Source organism: Nitratireductor alexandrii (assembly GCF_004000215.1).
GTDB classification, from domain to species: Bacteria; Pseudomonadota; Alphaproteobacteria; order Rhizobiales; family Rhizobiaceae; genus Mangrovimarina; species Mangrovimarina alexandrii.
In genome coordinates this window covers 51,024-74,575 of the sequence record NZ_RBVY01000004.1, presented here as the reverse complement: position 1 = coordinate 74,575, position 23,552 = coordinate 51,024, and the positions used below count along the sequence as shown (strand labels likewise).

General features: G+C 66.7%; 26 protein-coding genes and 1 tRNA gene. 10 read left to right on the top strand and 17 right to left on the bottom strand.

Going from position 1 to position 23,552, the window contains the following annotated elements; genetic code table 11:
- Positions 1 to 330 precede the first annotated feature (330 nt).
- Positions 331 to 582: a hypothetical protein gene (locus EP380_RS09845; protein ID WP_127598325.1), complete on the top strand. Its 252-nt coding sequence runs from the start codon at positions 331 to 333 to the stop codon at positions 580 to 582.
- Positions 583 to 1,004: 422 nt separating this feature from the next.
- The gene (locus EP380_RS09840; RefSeq protein WP_238719812.1) at positions 1,005 to 1,820 is read left to right on the top strand and encodes a DUF72 domain-containing protein; all 816 of its coding nucleotides are present in this window, start codon (positions 1,005 to 1,007) and stop codon (positions 1,818 to 1,820) included.
- A gap of 29 nt (positions 1,821 to 1,849) precedes the next feature.
- Here EP380_RS09840 and EP380_RS23865 read toward each other — a convergent pair whose 3' ends face one another.
- The 4 genes from EP380_RS23865 to EP380_RS09825 all read right to left on the bottom strand — a co-directional run bounded on the left by EP380_RS23865 (position 1,850) and on the right by EP380_RS09825 (position 4,424).
- The gene (locus tag EP380_RS23865; RefSeq protein ID WP_275068994.1) at positions 1,850 to 1,984 is read right to left on the bottom strand and encodes a hypothetical protein; all 135 of its coding nucleotides are present in this window, start codon (positions 1,982 to 1,984) and stop codon (positions 1,850 to 1,852) included.
- A 217-nt stretch (positions 1,985 to 2,201) separates the two neighbouring features.
- Positions 2,202 to 2,531 (bottom strand): hypothetical protein, encoded by a 330-nt coding sequence (locus EP380_RS09835; RefSeq protein ID WP_127598323.1) that lies wholly within the window; start codon positions 2,529 to 2,531, stop codon positions 2,202 to 2,204.
- Positions 2,532 to 2,621: 90 nt separating this feature from the next.
- Entirely contained in the window at positions 2,622 to 3,470 is an 849-nt protein-coding gene (locus EP380_RS09830) for an aldo/keto reductase (RefSeq protein WP_164749817.1), read from the bottom strand.
- A 3-nt stretch (positions 3,471 to 3,473) separates the two neighbouring features.
- Positions 3,474 to 4,424 carry an acyl-CoA desaturase gene (locus EP380_RS09825; protein ID WP_127598321.1) on the bottom strand — a complete coding sequence of 317 codons (951 nt, stop codon included), beginning with the start codon at positions 4,422 to 4,424 and terminating at the stop codon, positions 3,474 to 3,476.
- A gap of 146 nt (positions 4,425 to 4,570) precedes the next feature.
- Here EP380_RS09825 and EP380_RS09820 point away from each other — a divergent pair, with 146 nt between their 5' ends.
- Together EP380_RS09820 and EP380_RS09815 are read left to right on the top strand one after the other, a co-directional pair.
- A complete protein-coding gene (locus EP380_RS09820; protein ID WP_127598319.1) occupies positions 4,571 to 5,548 on the top strand; it encodes a heparan-alpha-glucosaminide N-acetyltransferase in 978 nt (325 codons plus the stop codon).
- Entirely contained in the window at positions 5,545 to 6,021 is a 477-nt protein-coding gene (locus tag EP380_RS09815; RefSeq protein WP_127598317.1) for a methyltransferase family protein, read from the top strand. The genes EP380_RS09820 and EP380_RS09815 overlap by 4 nt, the downstream gene beginning before the upstream one ends.
- Positions 6,022 to 6,044: 23 nt before the next feature.
- Here EP380_RS09815 and EP380_RS09810 read toward each other — a convergent pair whose 3' ends face one another.
- Positions 6,045 to 6,431 (bottom strand): MerR family transcriptional regulator, encoded by a 387-nt coding sequence (locus EP380_RS09810; protein WP_106569593.1) that lies wholly within the window; start codon positions 6,429 to 6,431, stop codon positions 6,045 to 6,047.
- Positions 6,432 to 6,628: 197 nt separating this feature from the next.
- Here EP380_RS09810 and EP380_RS09805 point away from each other — a divergent pair, with 197 nt between their 5' ends.
- Complete coding sequence (locus tag EP380_RS09805; protein ID WP_127598315.1) at positions 6,629 to 7,039, top strand: DUF6455 family protein; 411 nt, start codon at positions 6,629 to 6,631, stop codon at positions 7,037 to 7,039.
- 30 nt (positions 7,040 to 7,069) lie between these two features.
- Here EP380_RS09805 and mgtE read toward each other — a convergent pair whose 3' ends face one another.
- Both mgtE and EP380_RS09795 read right to left on the bottom strand, forming a co-directional pair.
- Complete coding sequence (gene mgtE / locus EP380_RS09800; RefSeq protein WP_420845857.1) at positions 7,070 to 8,434, bottom strand: magnesium transporter; 1,365 nt, start codon at positions 8,432 to 8,434, stop codon at positions 7,070 to 7,072.
- Positions 8,435 to 8,761: 327 nt separating this feature from the next.
- Positions 8,762 to 9,535, bottom strand: a complete 774-nt coding sequence (locus tag EP380_RS09795; RefSeq protein ID WP_127598313.1) for a hypothetical protein — start codon at positions 9,533 to 9,535, stop codon at positions 8,762 to 8,764.
- A 335-nt stretch (positions 9,536 to 9,870) separates the two neighbouring features.
- Here EP380_RS09795 and EP380_RS09790 point away from each other — a divergent pair, with 335 nt between their 5' ends.
- Positions 9,871 to 10,227 carry a type II toxin-antitoxin system RelE/ParE family toxin gene (locus tag EP380_RS09790; RefSeq protein WP_338036298.1) on the top strand — a complete coding sequence of 119 codons (357 nt, stop codon included), beginning with the start codon at positions 9,871 to 9,873 and terminating at the stop codon, positions 10,225 to 10,227.
- A gap of 13 nt (positions 10,228 to 10,240) precedes the next feature.
- Positions 10,241 to 10,585, top strand: a complete 345-nt coding sequence (locus EP380_RS09785; RefSeq protein ID WP_199190393.1) for a helix-turn-helix domain-containing transcriptional regulator — start codon at positions 10,241 to 10,243, stop codon at positions 10,583 to 10,585.
- Positions 10,586 to 10,945: 360 nt separating this feature from the next.
- Here the strand turns inward: EP380_RS09785 and EP380_RS09780 are convergent, their stop codons facing one another.
- Positions 10,946 to 11,572, bottom strand: a complete 627-nt coding sequence (locus EP380_RS09780) for a LysE family translocator (protein WP_127598311.1) — start codon at positions 11,570 to 11,572, stop codon at positions 10,946 to 10,948.
- Positions 11,573 to 11,732: 160 nt separating this feature from the next.
- A tRNA-Leu gene (locus EP380_RS09775) sits at positions 11,733 to 11,817 on the bottom strand.
- Between the two features lie 255 nt (positions 11,818 to 12,072).
- On the opposite strand from EP380_RS09775, the gene lipB reads away from it, so the two are divergent.
- Both lipB and ggt read left to right on the top strand, forming a co-directional pair.
- The gene (gene lipB / locus EP380_RS09770) at positions 12,073 to 12,816 is read left to right on the top strand and encodes a lipoyl(octanoyl) transferase LipB (protein WP_106569972.1); all 744 of its coding nucleotides are present in this window, start codon (positions 12,073 to 12,075) and stop codon (positions 12,814 to 12,816) included.
- A complete protein-coding gene (gene ggt, locus EP380_RS09765; RefSeq protein ID WP_127598309.1) occupies positions 12,817 to 14,580 on the top strand; it encodes a gamma-glutamyltransferase in 1,764 nt (587 codons plus the stop codon).
- Between the two features lie 505 nt (positions 14,581 to 15,085).
- Here ggt and EP380_RS09760 read toward each other — a convergent pair.
- From EP380_RS09760 to proS, 3 genes are read right to left on the bottom strand one after another with little or no spacing between them, the layout of a single operon-like run.
- Complete coding sequence (locus EP380_RS09760) at positions 15,086 to 15,772, bottom strand: ABC transporter ATP-binding protein (protein ID WP_420845851.1); 687 nt, start codon at positions 15,770 to 15,772, stop codon at positions 15,086 to 15,088.
- Positions 15,769 to 17,052: a lipoprotein-releasing ABC transporter permease subunit gene (locus tag EP380_RS09755; RefSeq protein ID WP_127598307.1), complete on the bottom strand. Its 1,284-nt coding sequence runs from the start codon at positions 17,050 to 17,052 to the stop codon at positions 15,769 to 15,771. The genes EP380_RS09760 and EP380_RS09755 overlap by 4 nt, the downstream gene beginning before the upstream one ends.
- Complete coding sequence (gene proS / locus EP380_RS09750) at positions 17,049 to 18,377, bottom strand: proline--tRNA ligase (protein WP_127598305.1); 1,329 nt, start codon at positions 18,375 to 18,377, stop codon at positions 17,049 to 17,051. The genes EP380_RS09755 and proS overlap by 4 nt, the downstream gene beginning before the upstream one ends.
- 20 nt (positions 18,378 to 18,397) lie before the next feature.
- On the opposite strand from proS, the gene EP380_RS09745 reads away from it, so the two are divergent.
- Positions 18,398 to 18,586 carry a hypothetical protein gene (locus tag EP380_RS09745; protein ID WP_106569601.1) on the top strand — a complete coding sequence of 63 codons (189 nt, stop codon included), beginning with the start codon at positions 18,398 to 18,400 and terminating at the stop codon, positions 18,584 to 18,586.
- A 232-nt stretch (positions 18,587 to 18,818) separates the two neighbouring features.
- Here EP380_RS09745 and EP380_RS09740 read toward each other — a convergent pair whose 3' ends face one another.
- From EP380_RS09740 to nuoN, 5 genes are all read right to left on the bottom strand, one after another.
- Positions 18,819 to 19,088 (bottom strand): DUF1467 family protein, encoded by a 270-nt coding sequence (locus EP380_RS09740; RefSeq protein WP_127598303.1) that lies wholly within the window; start codon positions 19,086 to 19,088, stop codon positions 18,819 to 18,821.
- Positions 19,089 to 19,118: 30 nt separating this feature from the next.
- Positions 19,119 to 19,523, bottom strand: coding sequence for a methylmalonyl-CoA epimerase (gene mce / locus EP380_RS09735; RefSeq protein WP_127598301.1), 405 nt, complete (start codon positions 19,521 to 19,523; stop codon positions 19,119 to 19,121).
- A gap of 65 nt (positions 19,524 to 19,588) precedes the next feature.
- Positions 19,589 to 21,262, bottom strand: coding sequence for a ribonuclease J (locus tag EP380_RS09730; protein ID WP_106569604.1), 1,674 nt, complete (start codon positions 21,260 to 21,262; stop codon positions 19,589 to 19,591).
- A 17-nt stretch (positions 21,263 to 21,279) separates the two neighbouring features.
- Positions 21,280 to 22,110: a biotin--[acetyl-CoA-carboxylase] ligase gene (locus EP380_RS09725; RefSeq protein ID WP_106569605.1), complete on the bottom strand. Its 831-nt coding sequence runs from the start codon at positions 22,108 to 22,110 to the stop codon at positions 21,280 to 21,282.
- Positions 22,111 to 22,114: 4 nt separating this feature from the next.
- Positions 22,115 to 23,551 carry an NADH-quinone oxidoreductase subunit NuoN gene (gene nuoN / locus EP380_RS09720; RefSeq protein ID WP_106569606.1) on the bottom strand — a complete coding sequence of 479 codons (1,437 nt, stop codon included), beginning with the start codon at positions 23,549 to 23,551 and terminating at the stop codon, positions 22,115 to 22,117.
- Position 23,552: the final 1 nt, after the last annotated feature.

Sequence of the window (23,552 nt, the reverse complement as noted above, 5' to 3'; positions counted from 1 at the left end):
CGACACCTCGGTCCATTCTTCCCTCTACATTTCATCCCCTCGAGTCGCCGATGCCCGACGCCATTGATCTACGACGGACTGGAATGGATAGCGGCAGTTCACGGCCATGAGCGGGTTGGACAAAGCGCTGCAACCGTCGCAATGATTCCTATAAATCGACATGAACCTCCCTCACAATTGCGGGCGGATGGATCTACGTAGCCTATTCTTTATGGAGTGGTCTAACCCAAACTAAGGCCACAACTGCTGCATGGTTGGCATTTTCGAATAATCGATCCACCCCCCTCCCAACCTCGCCCACACTCCCGCCACCCGAAAACGGAGGCGGCGATGGACTGGCAGGCGCGCCGCTTTGCCCGCTGGCGTTGCCGCATTGCCGGCGCGCAACAGGAAAACGCCGCGACGCTATCGCCTGCCCGGAAAGACACTCACCGCAACCGCCGCGTCTGGCCGTTGCGCACCGGGCGGCCGCCCGGCCAGAGCCGGGCCGAGCGCCGTCGGCCCTCGCACGAAATCCAGACAATTTTGACCGACGTCCACGGCCTCGCCTTCTGGGCGCTGGAGGCGCCCGACACGTCGTGACCGGTCTCCCCGCCCCCCCCCGGCAGCGCTTCGCGCGGCGAAAACCCCTTCGCCGCGCCCGCCTTCGCGCGCCTTCGCCTTGCCGCGCCCCGGCAAAACGGCGGCAGCCGCCGCGGCGCCACGACAGCCGGGAGCCAGCACCCCTATTCCCTATTCCCGCCTGCCCCTGTCAGCAGACCGCCGCTTTCGGATGGACAGGCGCCGGCAAAGCCCGCATCTTCGCCGGGCAAAACTCTCAGGAACGGAACGATGCACGCGGTGATCCCTCTTCTCTCCGGCTCCGGTCGCGCAGCGAGCGCAAGGCCGGCCGGCCCGCCCGCCCCGGGCTTGAACCGGTATCGCGCCTCCCGGCGCGGAAAGCCAAGCGCGCGGATGCGCCCGCCGGCGCGCGGGGCCGGACAACAAAACCGGAGCCCCGCGCCATGAGTTCGGCCATGGGAACAATCCGCGCCGGCATGGGCGGCTGGACCTACGCGCCCTGGGAGGGCACGTTCTATCCCGAAAAACTCGCCAAGAAGCGCCAGCTCGAATACGCCGCGCGCCAGGTGCCGACGATCGAGGTCAACGGCACCTATTATTCGAGCTTCAAGGAGCCGACCTTCATGAAATGGGCGGCCGAGACGCCCGACGATTTCGTCCTGTCGCTGAAGGGCAACCGCTTCATCACCAATCGCCGGGTGCTGGCCGAGGCGGGCGAGTCGCTGGCGCGGTTTTTGGGCTCCGGCGTCGCCGCGCTCGGGCCAAAACTCGGGCCGCTTTTGTGGCAGTTCGCGCCGACCAAGAAATTCGACCCGGAGGATTTCGCGGCGTTCCTGGCCCTGCTGCCGGCAACCCATGACGGGGTCGCGCTGCGCCACGCGATCGAGCTGCGCCATCCGAGTTTTGTTGTGCCGGAGCTGGTCGCGCTGGCGCACCGCCACAAGGTGGCGATCGTTTTCGCCGACCACGCCAAATATCCGGCGATCGCCGACGTCACCGGCGATTTCGTCTATGCAAGGCTGCAGACCGGCGCCGACGACAATGCGCACTGCTATCCCGAGACCGCGCTCGACGGCTGGGCCGCGCGCGCCAAAATCTGGGCCGCCGGCGGCGTGCCCGACGATTTGCCGCGCGCCGACCCGGCCTTCGCGCCGGAGAAGAAACCGCGCGACGTGTTCGTCTATTTCATCACCGAGGGAAAGCTGCGCGCGCCGTTCGGCGCCATGGCGCTGATGCGGCGGGTCGACGGCGGGGCATGAGCGAACCGGCCCGCCGGCGGCCCCGGGCGCTAGACCAGCACCAGCACCAGGGCGATGGCCGCAAGGATGCCGCCGAACGCGGCCTCGCCCGGCCGCACCGGCCGGGCCGGGCTTCTCGGATAGGCGCTGCGGTTTCGTCTCGACGCAATCTGCGCATGGGTCACGACAGGCACTCCTTGCTGCGGGCCCGCGGGCCCTGGCTTCACCCGTCCCCTGTTCCGTCCGCCGCCGGGGCCCGTGCTCGGGCCGCCGCCGGTCCGGCGCGCGCCACATCGTGCCGGTCGCGATCACATGGGCACGGCCGGGCCGCGCTTCAAGCCCGCGCGCGGCGCGGGCCGCGCACTTGCGTTCAAGAAGCGGTTACCTTCCGTGACCGGCCGGTCAAAACGCCCGCGGCGGCACGAACAGGCAGATCGTGCGGCCGTCATTCCTGCCGGCGACCGAGCACCAGTGGAAATCGCCGTCCGGCGAATTGCGCACCCTTGTGTCGCCATATCCCACCACCTCGCCGGTGGTGGCGATCACATAGCCTTCCGGGCGCTCGCTCACGGCCTTGGTCGGCACCATGCGGCAGTCGAAGCCCGAGCAGCAGGCGAAGGGATATTTCCAGCCTTGCGGCTGGGCCGCGCTCGGCAGCGCGTCATGGGCGAGCGCGGTGCCGGCCGCACACAGCGCGGCGGCGGCCAGCAGAGGTTTTCCTGCAAAGAACATCGCGGTTCTCCAAGGTTTCCTCCCGTGAAAAATCATCCGCCCGATTCGGTTAACGCGCCGTTAACCATTGCTTCCGCCCCAGGCCCGGCCTCAGGCCTCGTCCCATTGCGGCGAAAAGGCGTAGTCGCACAGGCGGTCGCCCACCCGTCCCAGCGCCGAGATCGCCGCCATCTCCGCATCCGACAGGGCGAAATCGAACACGGCCAGGTTTTCCGCCAGCCTGTCCCGGCGCGTGGTGCGCGGGATCGCGGCCACGCCGGGCTGCTGGACATGCCAGCGCAGCACGATCTGGGCCGGGCTGCGGCCGTGGCGCCGGGCGGCCTGGCGGATGGCCGGTTCGTCCAGCAGCGCGCCGCCGCGATGGAGCGGACAATAGGACACCATCGCCATGCCCGCGGCCCGGCACGCCGCCAGAATCTTGTCCTGCGCCAGGCGGGGATGGTGTTCGACCTGGTTGGCGACAAGCGGATGGGCGCTGGCCGCCAGCGCCCGGCGCAGCAGGCCGGTGGGAAAGTTCGACACGCCGATATGGCGCGCCATGCCGGCCTCGCGCACCGCCCCCAGCGCGCGCATGCTGTGCTCGACGGGCACGGCCGGGTTGGGCCAGTGGATCAGCAGCAGATCGACATGGTCGAGCCCGAGCCGGCGCAGGCTCGCCTCGGCCGAGCGCTCCAGCGCGCCGGGCGCGATGTCGGTGTACCAGACCTTGGTGGTCACGAACACGTCGCCGCGCGGCAGGCCGGCGGCGCGCAGCCCCGCCCCCACCTCGGCCTCGTTCTCATACATGGCCGCGGTGTCGACATGGCGGTAGCCGAGCGCCAGGGCCTCGGCGACCAGATCGGCGCAGGCCCGGCCCCGCAGCGTCCAGGTGCCGAGCCCGATCGCCGGGATCGACGCGCCGTTGGCTTGGATAGCGGCGGCTTCGACAGGCTCGGTCACGGCTCAGCCCTCGCGCGCCGCGCGCACGGGGCGCGGCGTCATGGTCGGGTTCGGACTGATATTGGGCTCGGTGATACGCCAGGCCAGGCCGAGCGCGCCGAGCAGGCGGATGATCAGATAGGTGCCGTCGATCTCCCACCAGCGATGGCCGTGGCGGGCCGAGCGCGGATCGGCGTGATGGTTGTTGTGCCAGCCCTCGCCGAGCGCGATCAGGCCGAACAGGATGTTGTTGCGGCTGTGCTCGCCGGTCTCGTAGTTGCGGTAGCCCCACAGATGGGTGATCGAGTTGATCGCCCAGGAATTGTGCCAGTAAAGCACCGTGCGCACGAACACGCCCCACACCAGCAGGCTGAGCGCGAAGCGCAGCGCCTGCGAAACCGTGCCGCCGGCAAAAAACTCGATCGCAAACCCCGCCGCCAGGAACACGACCATCTGCGCGCCGATGATGCCGAGATAGTATTTTTGGCTTTCCAGCCGGCGGTAGAACGGATCGCGCAGCACGTCCTTGGCATAGCGCGCATAGATCTCGTAGCGCGACATGTCCGGTGCCTTGACCAGCAGCCAGCCGATATGGGCCCACAGGAAACTGCGGATCGGCGAATGCGGGTCGGGCGCGTCGTCGGCGTGTTCGTGATGCTTGCGATGCACGGCGACCCAGTGGGCGGGCGTGTCCTGAAACGAGCATACCGCCAGCACGGCGAGGCAGCGTTCCAGCCATTTCGGGCACTGGAAGCCCTTGTGAGTCAGGCAGCGATGATAGAAGAGTTGGATGCCGAGCGTGCCGAAGACGACCGTGCCCGCCATGCACACGACGACCGAGCGCCAGTCGAAGAAATAGGGAACGAAGGCGAGCAGGGCGACGAGATGGAAGACCCCGATGCTGACGATGTTGAGCCAGTTGAGTTCGTAGGGCGGCCGGACGACCCGTCCGCTCGACGGCGAGCCTGCTTGCATGACGATTGCCCCCCTTGCCCGACGCGACACCGCAACAAAGTCCAGCACAGCCCGTTTGATGTCAATCCAGCCCGCCGGCGCCGGCCGAAAAACCGCCATGCGGTTTTTGCCGGGGCCGCCGCCGCCTGTCCGTGGCAGCACGCTCGATGACGCAGCCCCCCACGATTGCCCGCATCGCCCTGATCGACGTTTTGCGCGGCGCGGCGCTGGTGGCGATGGCGATCTATCATTTCGCCTGGGATCTGGAATTTTTCGGCTATGCCGAGCCCGGCATGACGGCGGTGGGCGGGTGGAAGCTCTTTGCCCGGTCGATCGCCTCGTCCTTCCTGGCCCTGGCCGGCTTCAGCCTGGTTCTGGCCCACAGCCGCGGCATCCGCTGGCCGTCCTTCGCGCGCCGGCTGGCCAAGGTCGGCGCCGCCGCCGCCGCGATCAGCGTCGCGACCTATCTGGCCATGCCGGAGAGCTTCATCTTTTTCGGTATCCTGCATCAGATCGCCGTCGCCAGCGTGCTCGGCCTCGCCTTTCTGCGCGTGCCATGGTTCGTGACCGCGGTCGCGGCCGCGCTGGTGATCGCCGCGCCGAGCGTGCTCACGACGCCGCTGCTCGATCATCCGGCCTGGTGGTGGACGGGCCTGTCGGAGACCCTGCCGCGCTCCAACGACTACGTGCCGGTCTTTCCCTGGTTCGGCGCCGGCCTGGCCGGCATGGCACTGGCCCAGCTCGGCCTGCGAACCGGCGCGCTGGCCGGCCTCGCCGCCATCGCGATGCCGCGCTGGAGCGGCGTGCTTTCGCTTGCCGGGCGCTACAGCCTGTCCGTCTACCTGCTGCACCAGCCGGTGCTGATCGCCTGCGTGTTCCTGTTCTCGCAGCTCTTTCCGGCCGCGAGCCAGACCGCCGAGATGCGGTTTCAACAAGCCTGCGAGGTCCGCTGCACGCAAGAGCGCGACGCGGCGTTTTGCACGGCCTATTGCCTGTGCATGCTGGACGCGGTCGAGGAAAACGGGATGCTCGACGCGTTGTTGGCCGGGCGGGCCGACGCCGCCATGGAACAGGCGATGGCGGCGATGGCGGAAAGCTGTACGGCCGAGACGCAATCCAATTCAGGCGGGAGTGATGTGAGATGAGCGACCTGGACACGAGACCGAACCGCTTTCCCTGGCCGCCCGTCCTCTATCTGGCGGCGATCGGCGCCAGCCTGGTGCTGGCCTGGCTGGTGCCGCTGCCGTGGATCGGGCCGCCGCTGTCCGACATATTGTTCGCCGTCGGCGCGGTCACGCTGATCGGGGTGGTGTTGATCGACGTGTCGGCGATGCGCACGCTGGCGCGGGCCAAGACGACGATCATGCCGCATCGCGGCAGCGACCATCTCGTCACCGGCGGACCGTTCGCCTTCACGCGCAACCCGATCTATCTCGCCAACACGCTGCTGATGATCGGCATCGGGCTGATGGCGGGGATCGTGTGGTTCCTGGTGCTGGCCGTGGTCGCCGCCTTCGCGACGCAGAAACTTGCGATCGAGCGCGAGGAACGCCACCTTACCGCGCGTTTCGGCAAGAAATATCGCGATTACGCCAAAAAGGTCCGGCGCTGGATCTGACGGGCGGGCGCAAAAGGGTCGCGTCAGGTCGTCACGCCGAGCTCGGCGAGCCGTTCCAGGCAGGATTCCTCGGCCTGATCGAGTTCGGCCAGCGTCTCCTCCAGATCCCTGCGCTTCTGGCGCAGATCGCCGCGCTTTTCCTCGATACGCGTCAGCATCATCTTCAACTGGCCGACCTCGCCCGGCGGCTCCTTGTACATCTGGATGATCTGTCGGATTTCGCTGATCGAGAAACCGAGCCGCTTGCCGCGCATGATCTGGCGCACCAGAACCCGGTCGGAGGGACGAAACAGCCGGGTGCGGCCGCGGCGCAGCGGGTGGATCAAGCCCTCGTCCTCGTAGAAACGCAAGGTCCGCGTCGAAATTCCGAACTCACGAGTCAGTTCCGTGATCGTATAATAGTCGCGCATCCCGTGGTCCCGCCGTCGATTCCTTGGATCAGGATGTGACACGGCGTTTACGTAAAAGTCAATTATTCGCCCTTCCGGCCCGGGCGGCGAGGCGCTTGCGGGCGCAGGCCGGCGCCGCGGCGATCGGCGTTTTGTTTGACCTGCATCAACGTTCTTGCCGCCGCGCGGGCTAGCATGCGGCCATGGAGGACGATGCGATGACCAGGCAAGCGGTATTTCAAACCCTGTCGACAGCCTTTTACGGATGGCGTCAAAGGCGGCTGGCGATGGCGGAGCTGCGCGACCTCGCCGCGCGCCATCCCGAGGCGCTGGCGCGCACGGCCGGCGAATGCGGGCTGTCGACGCGCGAGCTCAAACAGGTGGTGGCCAAGGGTACCGGCTCCGACGCGTTGATGCAGCGCATGATGGCGGCCTACGGGCTCGACCCGGAGCTTTTGGCGCATGACAGCCCGGAGCTGATGCGCGACATCGAGCTCGCCTGTTCGAATTGCGGCGCCAAGAGGCGCTGCGCCAGCACGCTCAAGCGGGTCACCGCACGCGCCGAGGCCGGCGGCTTCTGCCCCAATGCCGAGCAGTTCGCCGAGCTCAGCCTGGCCGACACGCGCTAGGTCCGGGCGCGGCCGCGGCAGCGGGGCGGCCTAGCCGAAGCCGAACCACAGCGTCGCCAGGCCGAGAAAGGCGAAGAAGCCGACGACGTCGGTGACGGTGGTGACGAAGACGGACGAGGCGATCGCCGGGTCGGCGCCGAGCTTGTCGAGCAGCAACGGGATCAGGATGCCGGCCAGGGCGGCGGCCAGCATGTTGACCACCATCGCCACCGCGATCACCCCGCCGAGGCCGGTGCTGCCGAACCACAAGGCGGCGACCACGCCCATGACGACGGCAAACAGCGCGCCGTTGATGATGCCGACCAGGGTCTCGCGGCGCACGATGCGCGCGGCATTGTAGATATCGAGATCCTTGGTGGCGAGCGCGCGCACCGTCACCGTCATCGTCTGGGTGGCGGCGTTGCCGCCCATAGAGGCGACGATCGGCATCAGGATGGCGAGCGCCACCATCTCGGAGATCGTGGCGTCGAACAGGCCGATCACCAGCGAGGCCAGGATGGCGGTGGCCAGATTGACCAGCAGCCAGGGCGCGCGCGAACGCGAGGTCGCCACCACCGTGTCGGAGAGTTCCTCGTCGCCGACGCCGCCCATGCGCAACAGGTCTTCCTCGGCCTCCTGCTGGATGACGTCGACGACATCGTCGATGGTCAGAACCCCGACCAGGCGCTCGTTCTCGTCGACGACGGCGGCGGAGAGAAGGTCGTATTGCTCGAATTCGCGCGCCGCCTCTTCCTGGTCCATCGTGGCCGGGATGGCGTGGCGCGTCTCGTGCATGATGTCCTCGATCTTGACCGCGCGCTTGGTGCGCAGGATCTGGTCGAGATGGACGGCGCCGAGCAGCTTGAAGGTCGGATCGACGACGAAGATCTGCGAAAACTCGTCCGGCAGGTTCTGGTCGTCGCGCATGTAGTCGATGGTCTGGCCCACGGTCCAGAACGGCGGCGCGGCGACGAACTCCGTCTGCATGCGCCGGCCGGCGGTCTCTTCGGGATAGTCGAGCGAGCGGCGCAGCCGGATACGCTCGGTGAACGGCAGCTTGGCCAGGATCTCGTCCTGGTCCTGCGCGTCGAGATCCTCGAGAATATAGACCGCGTCGTCGGAATCGAGCTCCTGCATCGCCAGGGCGATCTGCTCGTTGGGCAGGTCGTCGACGATCTCCATGCGGATGGCGTCGTCGACCTCCGTCAGCGCGGAAAAATCGAAATCCTCGCCCAGCAGGTCGACCAGCGCCCGGCGCTGGTCCGGCAACAGCGCCTCGATCAGGTCGCCGAGCTCGGACTGGTGAAGCCCCGCCACATCCCGTTTCAGCGTCAGGACGTCGCGATCGGCGATCGCCGCGCCGATATGGGTCAGGAAGGAGGGCCGGATGAAACCGTCATCGCTGTAGAGACCGATCTCGACCGGTTCCTGCGGGGTTTCGCCGACGCTTTCGTTTTGAGGACCGACCACCGACCAACTCCGCAATCGTGTTTCGTGATGTCTGCCTTATCCGGATCTCGCACGGGGACGCGTATGTGCCGCGACACGAAGCAACATGTGCCCCCCGCGCGGACGACGTTCTCCCCGCCCCCGACCTAGAGCCGTTGCGCGCCAAATGGAAGCGGGGCCATACGGATTTTCGTCACCGACGCGGCAATCTCGGCGCGCCACGCGGTCGGCCGGATGCGCGACAGGCGGCGCGAGCAAAGGGCGCTCCAGGCGGGCGGCGCGCCGCGCGCGCGGTCAGTCGCGGATGCGCCGCAGGATGGTCAGGCTCTCCTCGCGGTCGAGCGCGTCGCGCACCACGTCGGGCACGCCGGCCCCGCCCTTGCCCGCCGCCGCGTCGAGCGCGACGTCGCGGATCGTCACGCTCAGCGTGTGGGTGACCTGCCTGGCGGCCCCGAACGAAATATCGGCGCCGAGCAGGCTCAGGCCCGGCGTGGCGACGGCGATGCTCGGCCGCGCTCGGCCGTCCTGGGTGACCTGGAAGGCGACGTCGTAGGAATAGGCGGCCGGGGTCTCGCGCACATTGATCAGCGCCACCGTGGTCTGCAGGATCCACTCCTTCAGGCCGAGCCCGCCGGCGATACGTTCGGGCGGGTTGGCGATCTCGCCCGAACAGGCCAGTTCGGTGAACGGGTAATAGACCGAGACCGTGGTGTCGACGGAGTTGACGTGACGCCGGCTCGCCCCGAGGCCGAGAGCGGCGGTGCCGTTGGTGACGGGAATGACGAAATTGGCGTTGCCGCCGCCGTCGACGATCTTGACCAGCTTCAACCCGGCGGTCGCCTTGGCGTATTGCCGGCCGACGGTGATGCCGGCCTCGCGCAGCCGCTCGGCCAGGCGGGGTTCCGCCTTGATCAGAACCAGCGCCTCGCACAGTTCCTGCTCGACCGTGTAGAACAGCGATTCGACCTTGACGTAGTCGTCGTCGGCGAAGTCCGGCAGGCTCGCGCAGCCCGCCAGCGCAAAAACAAGAACAGCGTGAAGCAGTCCCCCGCGCCATGCCAACCGCATGCGTCCCTCCCCGGCCCCTGATCCTCGATCCATTTTCGACCGCCGGCCCGGCAAAGGGCAAGGCGAATCGCAAAGCCGGCGGGCCCGATGGCCGGAAAGTTGGGGAGTGTGCCGAAATCCGGATGGTGCAGCTGACAGGAGCAACACGGGACCGCGGTCGTCGAGAGGTCTTCAATGCCGGTTCGCCGGCAGCACGGCACGCGCGGAGCGCATCTTCGCAGAGCGGGCTCCGCGCGCGCGCCCCGCGCATTGCCAGACGCTGCCACACGGCCCGGCTCTTGCGTCAGGTCCGCCAACGCGGATCGAAAGAAAGCGGAGAAAGGAAAAAAACTATTGTGTATGGTATCAAATTTGATACCATATCTCTGATGCTCGAGATCGAAGTCTACACGACGCCGGACGGAAGACAGCCATTCATCAGATGGCTCGAGGCCATCGATCGGGAAGCGCGGCGTCGGGTCAACATCGCTCTGGCACGCCTTGAAGAAGGCAACACCGGAAGCCTCAGATCCGTGGGCGAAGGTGTTCACGAGATCAGGCTGATTTACGGCCCCGGATACCGGGTTTATCTCGGCCGGGAAGGCCACCGCCTTGTGATCCTGCTCCACGGCGGCACAAAAAAACGCCAAAGCGACGACATTGCCAAAGCCAAGCGGCTTTGGCGCATGTGTCAGGTGGAGCGCAACCGTTGAAGGAAAAGTGAAAATGCCAACAACACTCTACAAAGACAGTATGAGGGCCATGGTGGAACGCAATCCCGACATGGCAACCGAAATGCTCGAAGATGCCATCAACGCCTTGCTGGCGGGCGATTTGGACGAGGGGCGGCTTTTGCTCCGCCAGTACGTCAACGCGACCATCGGCTTTCCCGAACTGGCCCGCCGCACCGGCAAGGCCGACAAGAACCTGATGCGCACGCTCGGTCCCAGCGGAAGCCCGACCGCCGCCAATCTGTTCCAGATCATCCAGGCCTGCATGAAGGCCGAAGGCGTCACCGTGGCCGCGCGCGTGATCCGGCCGGGTGCGGCGGATCGCGCGCCGATCCTATAGGCTGCTTCAAGAAGACCTGCCGGAGAGCAAGGTCATTCACGCCAAAAGGCAAGTCGTGTTTCGTGACACGAATCCACCTTGGCAAGCAGGCTTACGCCCCCGTGCAAGAGGGAAATTCAAGCAAGAGCTGGAACCGGCCCTCGCCTCTCTCGCAAACCCTTGGAAAATCCGGCACGCGGGGCATGTTGCCCTGTGCCGCATCGTGCTCGCCTGAGGGGAGAGACCGGCACGATAGGCCGCCCCCCTCGCGTGGCCCACGCGACACGCCGCCAAGGCTTTCGTGGAACCGTTGCCGGGCGGACAGAGCCGACAGAGGTGCGTAGGCATATTCGACCTGCTAGGATCGTCTTCCGGACGCCGCTAATTCATCCTCGAAAGAAAAATCCGCAGACCGGCGGCCCCGAAGGTCAAAGCGAACAAGCCTTCGAACCACCTCCTTGCTCTGACATATGTATTCATCACCTTCGGCATGGAGAGCAACAGCGCGTAAGCGTGGAGAATGAGCATGGTCTGCAAGCTGACCGCAACGACCACGATCGCCAGCCCCGGTGCCGTGACGTCTGCCGGAACTCCTATCGCGTAAAGTGCACCGAAGAACAGGATGGCCTTCGGATTGGTGAGGTGGACCGCCAAACCAGTAAGATAAGCGGAGCGCAAGGAGGTCGATGTTCTGCCTCGATATTCGCTTGGTCCCGCGGAAAGGAACGCCCTGAGGGACCGATAGGCCAGATAGAGCAGATAGCCCGAACCAACGTATCGGAATATCTCAAAAAACACCTGATTGGCTGCCAACAGGGTCCCCAGTCCGAGGGCAGCTGAAGTTCCCAGGACGAACGAGCCCGTCGTCATGCCCGACGCAAGCGCCAGACCGCTCCGCCGCCCCGCACGCATCGACGCACCGGCAATTGCCAGGGTGCCTGGACCGGGACTGGCGACGGCGATGAACGCAGCCCCCAAGATCAACCAGAGATTCAGACCGTCCGCCATGTGGTGCTGCCATTCCGATGGTATTCGCCGCCAATGGAAAGCGAACGCCATTGAAAAAGCAAGCGCGATCCAACACCTGTCGCAAAGAGCCTGTCGCTCCGGACGCCTGCACTCTTTTTGAAAAGTCTCTTTGTCGCCCGGGAAAACTCCCCGGGTCGGATGGTGCGGTCGAGAAGACTCGAACTTCCACGGGTTGCCCCACAGCGACCTCAACGCTGCGCGTCTACCAATTCCGCCACGACCGCACGTGGTAGAAGCCGGTTTCGACCGGCTCGGCGCGTGTAGCAAATCGCCTGTCGGGAAACAAGTGCCGTGAGACGGCATTTTGCGGGCTGCGGCGGCCGGGCGCGGGCTGCGCCGCGCCCGCGTGCGGCACGGGAAAACGCGCGGCGATCTTTCGGATTCGCCGCGCGCGCTTTAGAGTCGTTTCCCAACGCCCCTGCGCCGGAGCCGGTCGGCAGCGCCCGGCGGGCATGGTTTTTCGCGGCAAGGAACCCGTCATGGCCGAACGCCAAAGCCTCGACACCACCTTTCTGGCCCTGCCCGGCGCGGGGCCGGTCGCCTGGGAGATCGCGCCCGGCCCGGTCTCCTATCCCGACGCGCTCGCCTTCATGGAAGACCGCGCGGCGGCGATTCGCGACGGCCGAGAAAGCGAGCTGGTGTGGCTGGTCGAACACGCCCCCCTTTATACCGCCGGCACCAGCGCCCGGCGCGAAGACCTGCTCGAGCCGGGGCGGTTTCCGGTTTTCGACGCCGGCCGGGGCGGCGAATACACCTATCACGGCCCCGGCCAGCGGGTCGCCTATGTGATGCTCGACCTGAAGCGGCGGCGGCCGGACGTGCGCGTGTTCGTCGGCGCGCTGGAGGACTGGATCATCCGCACGCTCACGCGCTTCAACGTGCGCGGAGAACGCCGCGAAGACCGGGTCGGGGTGTGGGTGGCCCGCCCCGACAAGCCGCCGCTGGCCGACGGGTCGCCGGCCGAGGACAAGATCGCCGCGATCGGCATCCGGCTGCGCAAATGGGTCAGCTTTCACGGCATCGCCATCAATGTGGAACCGGACCTGTCGCATTTTTCCGGCATCGTGCCGTGCGGGATCGCCGGCCACGGCGTCACCAGCCTGGTCGATCTCGGCCTGCCGGTGACGATGGCCGATCTCGACGTGGCGCTGAAGGCGGCCTTTGTCGAGATTTTCGGGCCGGTGGAGACGGCGGCGGCAACCGCCGAGACCAGGAGCGCATAGATGAAAACCCGCCTCGCCGGCTATGTTCTCGCCCTGGCCATGGCCGCCGCGCCCGGCGCGGCCATCGCCCAGCAGGCGGCCGACGCGGTCGCCCCGGAAATCGCCAGCGGCACCAAGGCGCGCGCAGCGGCGGCAGCCGAGCGGCGCATGGTGGCGGCGGCCAATCCGCTGGCGGCCGAGGCCGGACTGGCGGTGCTGCGCGCGGGCGGAACGGCCGCCGACGCGCTGGTCGCGGTGCAGACCGTGCTCGGCCTGGTCGAACCGCAATCCTCGGGCATCGGCGGCGGCGCCTTCCTGGTCTGGTACGACGCGGCAAGCGGCACGGCGGTGACGACGTTCGACGGGCGCGAGACGGCGCCCGAAGCGGCGACCGAAACGCTGTTCGTGAAGCCGGACGGCGCGCCGATGGGGTTTTTCGAGGCCGTGGTCGGCGGCCGCTCGGTCGGGGTGCCCGGCGTGGTGCGGCTGATGGAGACGGTGCATGACCGCTACGGCCGCAAGGACTGGGCCGGCCTGTTCGAACCGGCCGCGGCGCTCGCCGAACAGGGCTTTGCCGTCTCGCCGCGGCTTGCGGCGCTGATTGCCAACGACGCCGACCGGCTCGCCGGACAGGCGTCGACCCGCGCCTATTTCTTCCACGACGACGGCACGCCGCTGCAGGAAGGCGACAGGCTGGCCAATCCCGCCTATGCGCGCACGCTGCGCCGGATCGGCCGCGAGGGCGCCGACGCCTTTTACGAGGGCGCGATCGCGGCGGCGATCGTGGCGGCGGTAACCGGCCATGACGACAATCCGGGCGCGCTGTCGCGCGCCGACCTCGCCGCCTACCGGGCCAGGGAGCGGGCGCCGGTGTGTATCTCCTATCGCGGCCACGACGTATGCGGCATGGGCCCGCCGTCCTCGGGCGCGCTCGCCGTCGGCCAGATTCTCGGCCTGCTGGAAGGGTTCAACCTGCCCGCGCTCGGGCCCGAGGCGCCCGAAAGCTGGCGCCTGATCGGCGACGCCACCCGGCTCGCCTTCGCCGATCGCGGCCGCTATGTCGCCGACAGCGACTTCACCCGCATTCCAGAAGGCCTGCTCGACCGGGCCTATCTCGCCGCGCGCGCGGCGCTTTTGCGGCGGCCGACCGCCCTGCCCGCTTCCGATGTCGCGCCCGGCGAGCCGCCCTGGAAAAAGGCGGCGCTGCGCCGCGACGGCATAACGCTGGAAAGGCAATCGACATCGCATTTCGTCATCGTCGACGACGACGGCAATATCGCCTCGATGACCAGCTCGATCGAAAACGCCTTCGGCGCGCGGCTGATGGTGGAGGGGTTCCTGCTCAACAACCAGCTTACCGATTTTTCCTTCGTCCCGCAGCGCGACGGCGCGGCGGTGGCCAACCGCCCGCAGGGCGGCAAGCGGCCGCGCTCGTCGATGTCGCCGACCATCGTGCTGCACGACGGCAAGCCGCTCTACGCGCTCGGCTCGCCCGGCGGCAGCAACATCATTCCCTATGTCGCCAAGACGCTGATCGCGCTGATCGACTGGGAAATGGACATGCAAGAGGCGGTGGCGCTGCCGCATCTGACCAACCGGTTCGGCACGTTCCAGCTCGAGGCCGGCACGGCGGCCGAAGACTTTGCCGCCCCGCTGGAAGCGCTCGGCTACACGGTCGAAATCGGCGCGCTGAATTCGGGCCTACACGGCATCACCTTCAACGAGGACGGCACGCTGGCGGGCAGCGCCGACCCGCGCCGCGAGGGCGTCGCCGTTGGCGACTGAGACAGGCGCGGGCAAGGCCGACCGCCGTCCCGCTTGTTGTGCCAAAGCCCGATCCGGCCGGTGCCGACCAAGACGGCCGGACCGATGCGTTGCCGGCAAAAAACACTTCTCCGCGCGATTTTCCGCGACGCGGCGGCCCGGCCGCCGCGGCGATCAATAGGCGCCGATCCACATCGCCAGCGACACGACAAAAACACTGACGGAAACCAGGGCGGCCACATCCTGAAGCATGTCGGTCATCACGATCTCTCCTATTCCGCTTATGTTTATTTTATGTTCTATTTTTGTTCTGTTTGCAAGCCCGCTCAACCGGCGCCGGCGACCATGCCGCCGGCTGCTGCCAGTTTCGGTGAATCAACGGTAAACGTGTGTTGGAAAGAACGGGCGCGGCGCCGATTCGGCGTTCTACGCCGTTTTCGGTCGTGTCCGCCCCGCCGGCCGATGCCGGCCGCCGCGAGGCGATCGGGGACGGCCGGCCCGGTTCAGCGGCGCGCGGCCTGTCGGATCACAGCGGCGCGATCTTGCCGTCGACCAGGGTGACGCGACGGTCCATGCGCGCGGCCAGATCGTGATTGTGGGTGGCGATCATCGCCGACAGGCCGGAATGGCGCACCAGCGCCTCGAGCGCGTCGAAGACATAAGACGCCGTGGTCGGATCGAGATTGCCGGTCGGCTCGTCGGCGAGCAGAAGCAGCGGCGCGTTGGCGACCGCGCGCGCGATCGCCACGCGCTGCTGTTCGCCGCCGGACAGTTCCGACGGGCGGTGGTGGGCGCGCTTGCCGATCTTCATATAGTCGAGAAGCTGCAGCGCGCGCTCCTCGGCCTGCTTGGGCGCAAGCCCGTGGACGAGCTGCGGCATCATGACGTTTTCCAGCGCCGAAAATTCCGGCAGCAGATGGTGGAACTGATAGACGAAGCCGACATCGTTGCGCCGGATGGCGGTGCGGTCGTCGTCGCCGAGGCGCCCGCAGGCGCGCCCGTTCAAGATGACCTCGCCGGCGTCGGGCCGCTCGAGCAGGCCGGCGGTGTGCAAGAGCGTGGATTTGCCCGCCCCCGACGGCGCGACCAGCGCCACCGTCTCGCCGCGCTTCAGCTCGAATTCGGCACCGTTGAGGATGACGAGCGTCTTCGTTCCCTGCTGGTAGCGCCGTTCGACGCCCTTCAGCACAAGCACGGCGGTCTGCGCCATCATTCGTACCTCAGCGCTTCGACGGGATCGAGCCGGGCCGCCCGCCAGGCCGGAAACAGCGTCGCGAAGAACGACAGCACCAGCGCCATGACGACCACCGACACGGTTTCGCCGACATCCATCTTGGCCGGAAGCTGGCTCAGGAAATAGAGTTCGGGGTTGAAAAGGGTCGTGCCCGACAGCCAGGAAAAGAACTGCCGGATCGATTCGACATTGAGGCACACGACGACGCCCAGGACCACGCCGGCGAGCGTGCCGGTGATGCCGATCGCCGCACCGGTCATGACGAAGATGCGCAAAATGGCGTTGCGCGTCGCGCCCATGGTGCGCAGGATGGCGATGTCGTGGCCCTTGTCCTTCACCAGCATGATCAGGCCGGAGATGATGTTGAGCGCGGCGACCAAAACGATCAGCGTCAGGATCATGAACATGACGTTGCGCTCGACCTCGAGCGCGGAAAAGAAGGTCTCGTTGCGCTGGCGCCAGTCGATCAGAAAAAGCGGGCGCCGGGCGGCCGCCTCGATCGCCGGTTTGAGGGCGTCGATCGCATCGGGGTCGTCGACGAACACCTCGATGGTCTGGGCGCGGCCCTCGGCGTTGAAATAAAGCTGCGCCTCCGACAGCGCCATGAACACGATGGTGGCGTCGTATTCCGACATGCCGACCTGGAAGATCGCGGTGACGGGATAGGCCTTCTGGCGCGCGACCGTGCCGAACGGGGTGACGTCGCCCTCCGGCGAGGTCAGCGTGATCGCGTCGCCCACGACCAGCCCCAGCGTTTCGGCCATGCGCACGCCGATCGCAACGCCCTCGCCCCCGTCGAAGCCGTCGAGCGTGCCGTTGCGCACATTGCCGGCCACCAGCTCGATCTTTCCCAGATCCTGCGCCCGCAGGCCGCGCACCAGCGCGCCGGTGCCGCGTCCGACATTGCCCGAAGCCAGGACCTGGCCTTCGACCATCGGGATGGCGTAGCGCACGCCGTCGACATCGTTGATGCGCGCGGCAACCTCGGCGTAGTCGTCGAGCGGCCGGTCGATCGGCTGGACGACGACATGGCCGTTGACGCCCAGAATGCGGGTCAGCAGTTCGGCGCGGAAGCCGTTCATCACCGCCATGACGATGATCAGCGTGGCCACGCCGAGCATGATGCCGACGAAGGAGATGGACGCGATCACCGAGATGAAGGCCTCCTTGCGCCGCGAGCGCAGGTAACGCCAGGCCACCATCCGCTCGAAGGGCGAGAACGGACCCGCGCCCGGCTTGATGTCGGCGGCGCTGCTCATCGGTCGCTACCGAACCGTGCCAGCACGTCCGCGACCGGAAGCGCCTGGCGCTCGCCGGTCTTGCGGTTCTTGACCTCGACCTCGCCGGCGGCGACCCCGCGCGGGCCGACGATCACCTGCCAGGGCAGGCCGATCAGGTCGGCGGTGGCGAACTTGCCGCCGGCGCGCTGGTCGGTGTCGTCGTAAAGCACGTCTAGGCCGGCCGCCCGCAGCTTCTCGTAGAGCTCCTCGCAGACCCGGTCGCAGGCCGCGTCGCCCGCCTTCATGTTGATCAGCGCGATGTCGAACGGGGCCACGCTTTCGGGCCACACGATGCCGTTGTCGTCGTGGCTCGCCTCGATGATCGCCGCCAGAAGCCGGCTCGGGCCGATGCCGTAGGAGCCCATCGAGACGAAATGCTCCTTGCCGTCCGGGCCGGTGACTCGCGCGTTCATCGGCTCGGAATATTTGGTGCCGAAATGGAAGATGTGGCCGACCTCGATGCCGCGCGCCGACACTTTCTCGTCGTCGGCGATCGCCGCCCAGGCGGCCTCGTCGTGCATCTCGTCGGTGGCCGCATAGGGCGTCGTCCAGGTCGCGACGATGTCGGCGATCTGCGCGTCATCGCTGAAATCGACATCCGCGCCGGGTACCTCGAACTGGAGAAAATCCTTGCGGCAGAACACCTCGCTCTCGCCGGTCGAGGCCAGGATGATGAATTCGTGGCTGAGATCGCCGCCGATCGGCCCGGTGTCGGCGCGCATCGGGATCGCCTGCAGGCCCATGCGCGCGAAGGTGCGCAGATAAGCCACGAACATGCGGTTATAGGCCGCCTTTGCGCCCTCGTAGTCGAGATCGAAGGAATAGGCGTCCTTCATCAGGAACTCTCTGCTGCGCATCACGCCGAAGCGCGGCCGCACCTCGTCGCGATATTTCCACTGGATGTGGTAGAGGTTGAGCGGCAGATCCTTGTACGACTTGACGTAGGCACGGAAGATGTCGGTGACCATCTCCTCGTTGGTCGGTCCGTAGAGCATATTGCGCTCGTGCCGGTCGGTGATGCGCAGCATCTCCTTGCCGTAATCCTCGTAACGGCCGCTCTCGATCCACAGATCGGCCGACTGGATGGTCGGCATCAGGATTTCCTGTCCGCCGGCCCTATCCTGCTCCTCGCGGATGATGCGGTTGACCTTGTCGAGCACGCGCTTGCCGAGCGGCAGCCAGGAGAAGCTGCCCTGCCCCTGCTGGCGGATCATGCCGGCACGCAACATCAGGCGATGCGAGACGATCTCGGCCTCGCGCGGGTTCTCTTTCAGGATGGGCAGGAAAAAGCGCGACAGTCGCATGAAATCTTCCGCTGGATGGAATGGACACGGGCGCCGGAATCGGCCGCATGACGCTGGCTCGTCTGCACGCGTTTCATAGCCATTTCAAGGCAGGTTGGAAACCCGAGGCGACCGGCGCAAGATCGCCGCATGTAACGGAAGTTCGCGACCAGCTTTTCATTGTGCGTTGCAGCAAAGGATTGATCGTTTCAGTGCAAAAAAAATCGTGACATCGCAAACACCGTTGGGTTAGTGTGCGGCCGCATAAAGAGGAGCGGAAATTCAACCGCTTTCCTGCGCGGTCAAAGTCTTGGGAGGATGCGATCTAGGCGCGATTTTCCGCAGCCGCCGAACACCGGAAACAGATCGGACGCGTGATAAAATTGCAAGGCTTCGGCCTTGCATTTTTTTTGGAAAAACAGAAGTTTGACTGCCGAAGTTATCGCGGCGCGCAAGCTTTTCCTATTGGAAGTCCGGAATGAATGACGGGATGTCTTCGAAACTGTAGCCCAATTGCCGGGTGAGCACGTAAAGCAGCGCGAAGACAAGCAGCGAGATCAGCGTGGCGCGCAAGGCGGCGCGGCGCATATGCGGCCCCTTGGGCGCGCTGGCGGTGGTGCCCAAGGTGACGTCGCCGTCCTCCTCCTGGGTCTTCAGGCCGAACGGCATGACGACGAACAGCGTCACCCACCAGATGATGAAATAGACCGCGAATCCGGAAACCCAGCTCATCGTCAAAATTCCTTTCCAGCGACCGGCGGCTCAGGCCTGCTCCAGCTCGACCAGCGTTCCGGCAAAATCCTTCGGATGCAGGAACAGCACCGGCTTGCCGTGAGCACCGGTCTTCGGCTCGCCATCGCCCAGCACGCGCGCGCCGTCGGCCTTCAGCCGGTCGCTGGCGGCGAGAATGTCATCGACCTCGTAACACAGATGATGCATGCCGCCGGCGGGATTCTTGGCCAGAAACGCGGCGATCGGCGACGCATCGCCGAGCGGTTCCAGCAACTCCACCTTGGTGTTGCCGAGGTCGACGAAGACGACGGTGACGCCGTGATCGGGCAGCGCCTGCGGATCGGACAGCTTCGCGCCGAGCGTGTCGCGATAGACCGCGCTGGCGGCGGCAAGGTCCGGCACGGCAATGGCGACGTGGTTCAGTCTTCCCAGCATCCGCTTCGTCCTTTTGGCCCCGGCCGGTCGCCCCGAAGGCGACGGCCTTTTTCGCACGCCATGGTTTAGCGCGTGACGAACACCGTCACCACGGGCTTTTTGCCCCAGCCGTCGCGGGCGGCGTTGCGTACCGCGCGGCGGACCGATTCCTGAAGCTGGTCGAGGTTCTTACGCCGCACGCGCGGGATCGATTCCACCGCGCCGATCGCCGCGTCGAGCATCACATCCTCAAGGAGCTCGCCGTTGCGGTCCTCCCCCGGCACGCCGTAGGAGACGATGTCGGGATCGCCGGCAAGCTCGTAGCGCTCGTCGAGCACGACATTGATGGCGACATGGCCGACGAAGGACAGCTTGCGCCGGGCGCGGATGCCGACCGCCTCCTCGCTGCCCAGCAGATAGCCGTCCTTGTAGATGCGGCCGGCCTCGACTTCGTCGACGATCTCGGGCGCGCCAGGCGCCAGGCGCAGCATGTCGCCGTTGCGGATCTGCGAGACCGACGGCACGCCGGCCATGGCCGCGAGCGAACCCTGCGCCACCAGATGGGCGGCCTCGCCGTGCACGGGCACCAGGTTTTGCGGCCGGACCCATTCGTACATGCGCTTGAGCTCGCTGCGCCGGGGATGGCCCGACACATGCACGAGCGCGTCGTCGTCCTCGATGATGCGGATGCCCTGGTCGATCAGCCGGTTCTTGATGTCCAAGATTGCCTTTTCGTTGCCCGGAATCGTGCGCGAGGAATAGATCACCGTGTCGCCCGGCGCCAAGGCGACGTTGCGCAGTTCCTCGCGGGCGAGCTTGGCCAGAACGGCGCGCGGCTCGCCCTGGCTGCCGGTGCACAGGATGACCAGCTTGTCGCGCGCGATCTGGCCGTATTCCTCCTCGTCGGCGAAGTCGGGCAGACCGTCGAGATAGCCGAGCTCCGTGGCGACGTTGATGACGCGCTTCATCGAGGAGCCCATGACGATGACGCGGCGGCCGGCCTCGTGGGCGGCCTCGGCGACCGAGCGGATGCGCCCGACATTGGAGGAGAAGCTGGTGACGGCGACGCGCCCCTCGGCCTTGACGATCAGGTCGCGCAGACCGTCGCCGACGGCCTCCTCGGACGGCGAGTCGCCCTCGCGCATGGCATTGGTCGAATCGCAGACCAGCGCCAGCACGCCCGCGTCGCCCAGCGCCCTGAACCGCGCCTCGTCGGTCTTTTCGCCGATGGTCGGCGCCGGATCGATTTTCCAGTCGCCGGTGTGGATCACCGTGCCGAGCGGCGAGGTGATGGCGAGCGAGACCGGCTCGGGGATCGAATGGGTGACGGTGACCGCCTCGATGTCGAACGGGCCGACCGTAAACCGGTCGCCAGCGCGGTAGATCTCGATCGGGATTTTCGGCTGGCGGCCCTGTTCATAGTCGCGCTTGGCTTCCAGCAGGCCGGCGGCGAACGGCGTCATCCACACTTTCGCGCCGAGCCGCGGCCACAGGTCGAGCAGCGCGCCGTAATGGTCCTCGTGGGCATGGGTGATGACGATGCCGCGCAGGCGGTCCTTCTGGCCTTCCAGAAAGCTGATGTCGGGCAGGACAAGGTCGGCGCCGGGAAGATCCGGGCCGGGAAAGGTAACGCCGCAATCGACGACGATCCACTCGCGCGCATGCGGCGGACCGTAGCCGTAAAGACCGAAATTCATGCCGATCTCGCCGACGCCGCCGAGAGGCAGGAAGACGAGCTCGTTCTTGTCTTTTTTCGCCATGCGTTGCGTCCTTCCGCTTAATCCGCGGCAGCCGAGGCGATCACTCCGAAATGGACGTCGCCGGCCGCTATCTTCCACTGTTTACCGTGCCGGTCGCGCACCACGAAGCGGCATTCGGCATCGATGGTCTCGAAAACCCCGCGCACGATCTCTCCGTCGACGCGAACGGCCACCTCGCTGCCGAGCCCGGCGGCGCGCTCGAGCCAGGTCCGGCGCACGGCGTCGAGGCCCCTGCCCGCATCCCAGATCCGTTCGGCCGCGAGCCAGGCGTCCGACAGCGCCAGAAACAGCGTGTGCGCGTCGCAGCCGGCGCCGAGCGCCGCAAGCGACGTCGCCGGATACGGCACCTCGGCGGGATGGGCAACCACATTGACGCCGATGCCGATCGCGACCGCGAAGCCGCCCGTCTCAAGCATGGTCGATTCCAGCAGGATGCCGGCAAGCTTGGCGCCGCCGGCAAGCACGTCGTTGGGCCATTTGAGCTCGAAGCGCCCCCCGCCGCGCGCATCGCCGCCGTCGGCGCCGATCGCGATCCGCCCGGCTGCGGGCACGCACGCCTCCAGCGCATCGCCGAGCGCCAGGCCGGCGACGAAGCCGAGCGTGGCGGCCTGCGGCAGCGGGCAGCAATCGACCAGAAGCAGGGTCGCGGCGAGATTGCCGCGCGGCGTCGCCCAGACCCGCCCGCGGCGCCCGCGCCCGGTCTCCTGTTGCGACGACACGACCCACAGCCGGCCCGGATCGCCAGCCCGCGCCCGCTCGAGCGCGGTCGCGTTGGTCGAGCCGATCGTGTCGAACGCTTCGAGGCGAAATCCGGCGGCCGCGGCCGGCGGAGACAGAACGAAGCTCATCCGGTCAGAAAAAGGTCTTTGCCGCCGCTTCGGCCATGGTGCCGACCGGACCGCCGATCAGCACGTAAAACAGGACGAAGGCGCCGGAAAGCCCTAGGACCAGCCGCAACTCGCCCGCCATCGGCACGAAGGCGCCGACCGGCTCGTCGAACCACATGATCTTGATGATGCGCAGATAATAATAGGCGCCGACCACCGAGGCGAGCACGCCGATCACCGCGAGCGCGTAGAGCTGGGCGTCGATCGCGGCCAGGAATACGTACCATTTTCCCCAGAAGCCGGCGAGCGGCGGGATGCCGGCGAGCGAGAACATCAAGATGGTGAGGATGGTCGCCATGACCGGATTGGTCGAGGCCAGGCCGCCGAGCTCGTCGATCTGCTCGACATTGCCCTCCTTGCGGCGCATGGCCAGGATGAAGGCGAAGGTGCCGAGCGTCATCACCAGGTAGATCAGCATATAGATGACCACGCCGCGCACGCCGGCCTCGGTGTTGGCGGCAAGCCCGACCAGCGCGTAGCCCATATGGCCGATCGAGGAATAGGCCATCAGCCGCTTGATGTTGCGCTGGCCGATGGCGGCGAAGGCGCCGAGCAGCATCGAGGCGATGGCCACGAAGACGATGATCTGCTGCCAGTCGGGGGCGACCGGTTCGAAGGCGCCGACGGTGACGCGCACGATCAGCGCCATCGCCGCCATCTTGGGTGCTGCGGCGAAGAACGCGGTCACCGGCGTCGGCGCGCCTTCATAGACGTCGGGCGTCCACATGTGGAACGGCACGGCGGAGATCTTGAAGGCGAGGCCGGCCAGCACGAAGACCAGGCCGAAGACGAGCCCGAGCTGGCGCTCGCCGCCCGACAGGACGGCCGCGATCTCGTCGAAGCCGGTGTGGCCGGTATATCCGTAGACCAGCGACATGCCGTAAAGCAGCATGCCGGAGGACAGCGCGCCGAGGACGAAATATTTCAGGCCGGCCTCGGTGGAGCGGACATTGTCGCGGTTGATGGCCGCGATCACGTAAAGCGCCAGCGACTGCAGTTCGAGGCCGAGATAAAGCGCGATCATGTCGTTGGCCGACACCATCAGCGCCATGCCGAGCGTTGCCAGCAGGATCAGGACCGGAAATTCGAACTTGTCGAATTTTTCCGCCTTGGCGAAGCCGACCGACATGATCAGCGTCAGGATGGCGCCGACGAAGGTGAGGAACTTCATGAAGCGGGCGAACGGATCGCTGACGAAGGCGCCGTTGAAGGCGGCGCCGTCGCCGCCGAAAAACAGCATCCAGGCGGTCGCGCCGGCCAGAACGGCCACCGCCAGGCCGGTGACCAGCGTGTTGGAGCGCTCGTCGCCGAAGACGCCGACCATCAACAGCGCCATCGCCGCCACCGCCAGAAACAGTTCGGGCGTCGCGAGGATCAGGCTTTGGGAAAGTTCAGCCGACATC

Coding starts and splice junctions, on each gene's coding strand:
- proS (WP_127598305.1), bottom strand. CDS start 18,377: ATGCGACTGTCGCGCTTTTTCCTGCCCATCCTGAAAGAGAACCCGCGC.
- EP380_RS09730 (WP_106569604.1), bottom strand. CDS start 21,262: ATGGCGAAAAAAGACAAGAACGAGCTCGTCTTCCTGCCTCTCGGCGGC.
- EP380_RS09825 (WP_127598321.1), bottom strand. CDS start 4,424: ATGCAAGCAGGCTCGCCGTCGAGCGGACGGGTCGTCCGGCCGCCCTAC.
- EP380_RS09780 (WP_127598311.1), bottom strand. CDS start 11,572: ATGGCGGACGGTCTGAATCTCTGGTTGATCTTGGGGGCTGCGTTCATC.
- lipB (WP_106569972.1), top strand. CDS start 12,073: ATGGCCGAACGCCAAAGCCTCGACACCACCTTTCTGGCCCTGCCCGGC.
- EP380_RS09810 (WP_106569593.1), bottom strand. CDS start 6,431: ATGCGCGACTATTATACGATCACGGAACTGACTCGTGAGTTCGGAATT.
- ggt (WP_127598309.1), top strand. CDS start 12,817: ATGAAAACCCGCCTCGCCGGCTATGTTCTCGCCCTGGCCATGGCCGCC.
- EP380_RS09805 (WP_127598315.1), top strand. CDS start 6,629: ATGACCAGGCAAGCGGTATTTCAAACCCTGTCGACAGCCTTTTACGGA.
- EP380_RS09745 (WP_106569601.1), top strand. CDS start 18,398: ATGGACACGGGCGCCGGAATCGGCCGCATGACGCTGGCTCGTCTGCAC.
- EP380_RS09785 (WP_199190393.1), top strand. CDS start 10,241: ATGCCAACAACACTCTACAAAGACAGTATGAGGGCCATGGTGGAACGC.
- EP380_RS09820 (WP_127598319.1), top strand. CDS start 4,571: ATGACGCAGCCCCCCACGATTGCCCGCATCGCCCTGATCGACGTTTTG.
- EP380_RS09840 (WP_238719812.1), top strand. CDS start 1,005: ATGAGTTCGGCCATGGGAACAATCCGCGCCGGCATGGGCGGCTGGACC.
- EP380_RS09740 (WP_127598303.1), bottom strand. CDS start 19,088: ATGAGCTGGGTTTCCGGATTCGCGGTCTATTTCATCATCTGGTGGGTG.
- EP380_RS09755 (WP_127598307.1), bottom strand. CDS start 17,052: ATGAGCAGCGCCGCCGACATCAAGCCGGGCGCGGGTCCGTTCTCGCCC.
- EP380_RS09725 (WP_106569605.1), bottom strand. CDS start 22,110: ATGAGCTTCGTTCTGTCTCCGCCGGCCGCGGCCGCCGGATTTCGCCTC.
- nuoN (WP_106569606.1), bottom strand. CDS start 23,551: ATGTCGGCTGAACTTTCCCAAAGCCTGATCCTCGCGACGCCCGAACTG.
- EP380_RS09835 (WP_127598323.1), bottom strand. CDS start 2,531: ATGTTCTTTGCAGGAAAACCTCTGCTGGCCGCCGCCGCGCTGTGTGCG.
- EP380_RS09815 (WP_127598317.1), top strand. CDS start 5,545: ATGAGCGACCTGGACACGAGACCGAACCGCTTTCCCTGGCCGCCCGTC.
- mce (WP_127598301.1), bottom strand. CDS start 19,523: ATGCTGGGAAGACTGAACCACGTCGCCATTGCCGTGCCGGACCTTGCC.
- EP380_RS09760 (WP_420845851.1), bottom strand. CDS start 15,772: ATGATGGCGCAGACCGCCGTGCTTGTGCTGAAGGGCGTCGAACGGCGC.
- EP380_RS09795 (WP_127598313.1), bottom strand. CDS start 9,535: ATGCGGTTGGCATGGCGCGGGGGACTGCTTCACGCTGTTCTTGTTTTT.
- EP380_RS09845 (WP_127598325.1), top strand. CDS start 331: ATGGACTGGCAGGCGCGCCGCTTTGCCCGCTGGCGTTGCCGCATTGCC.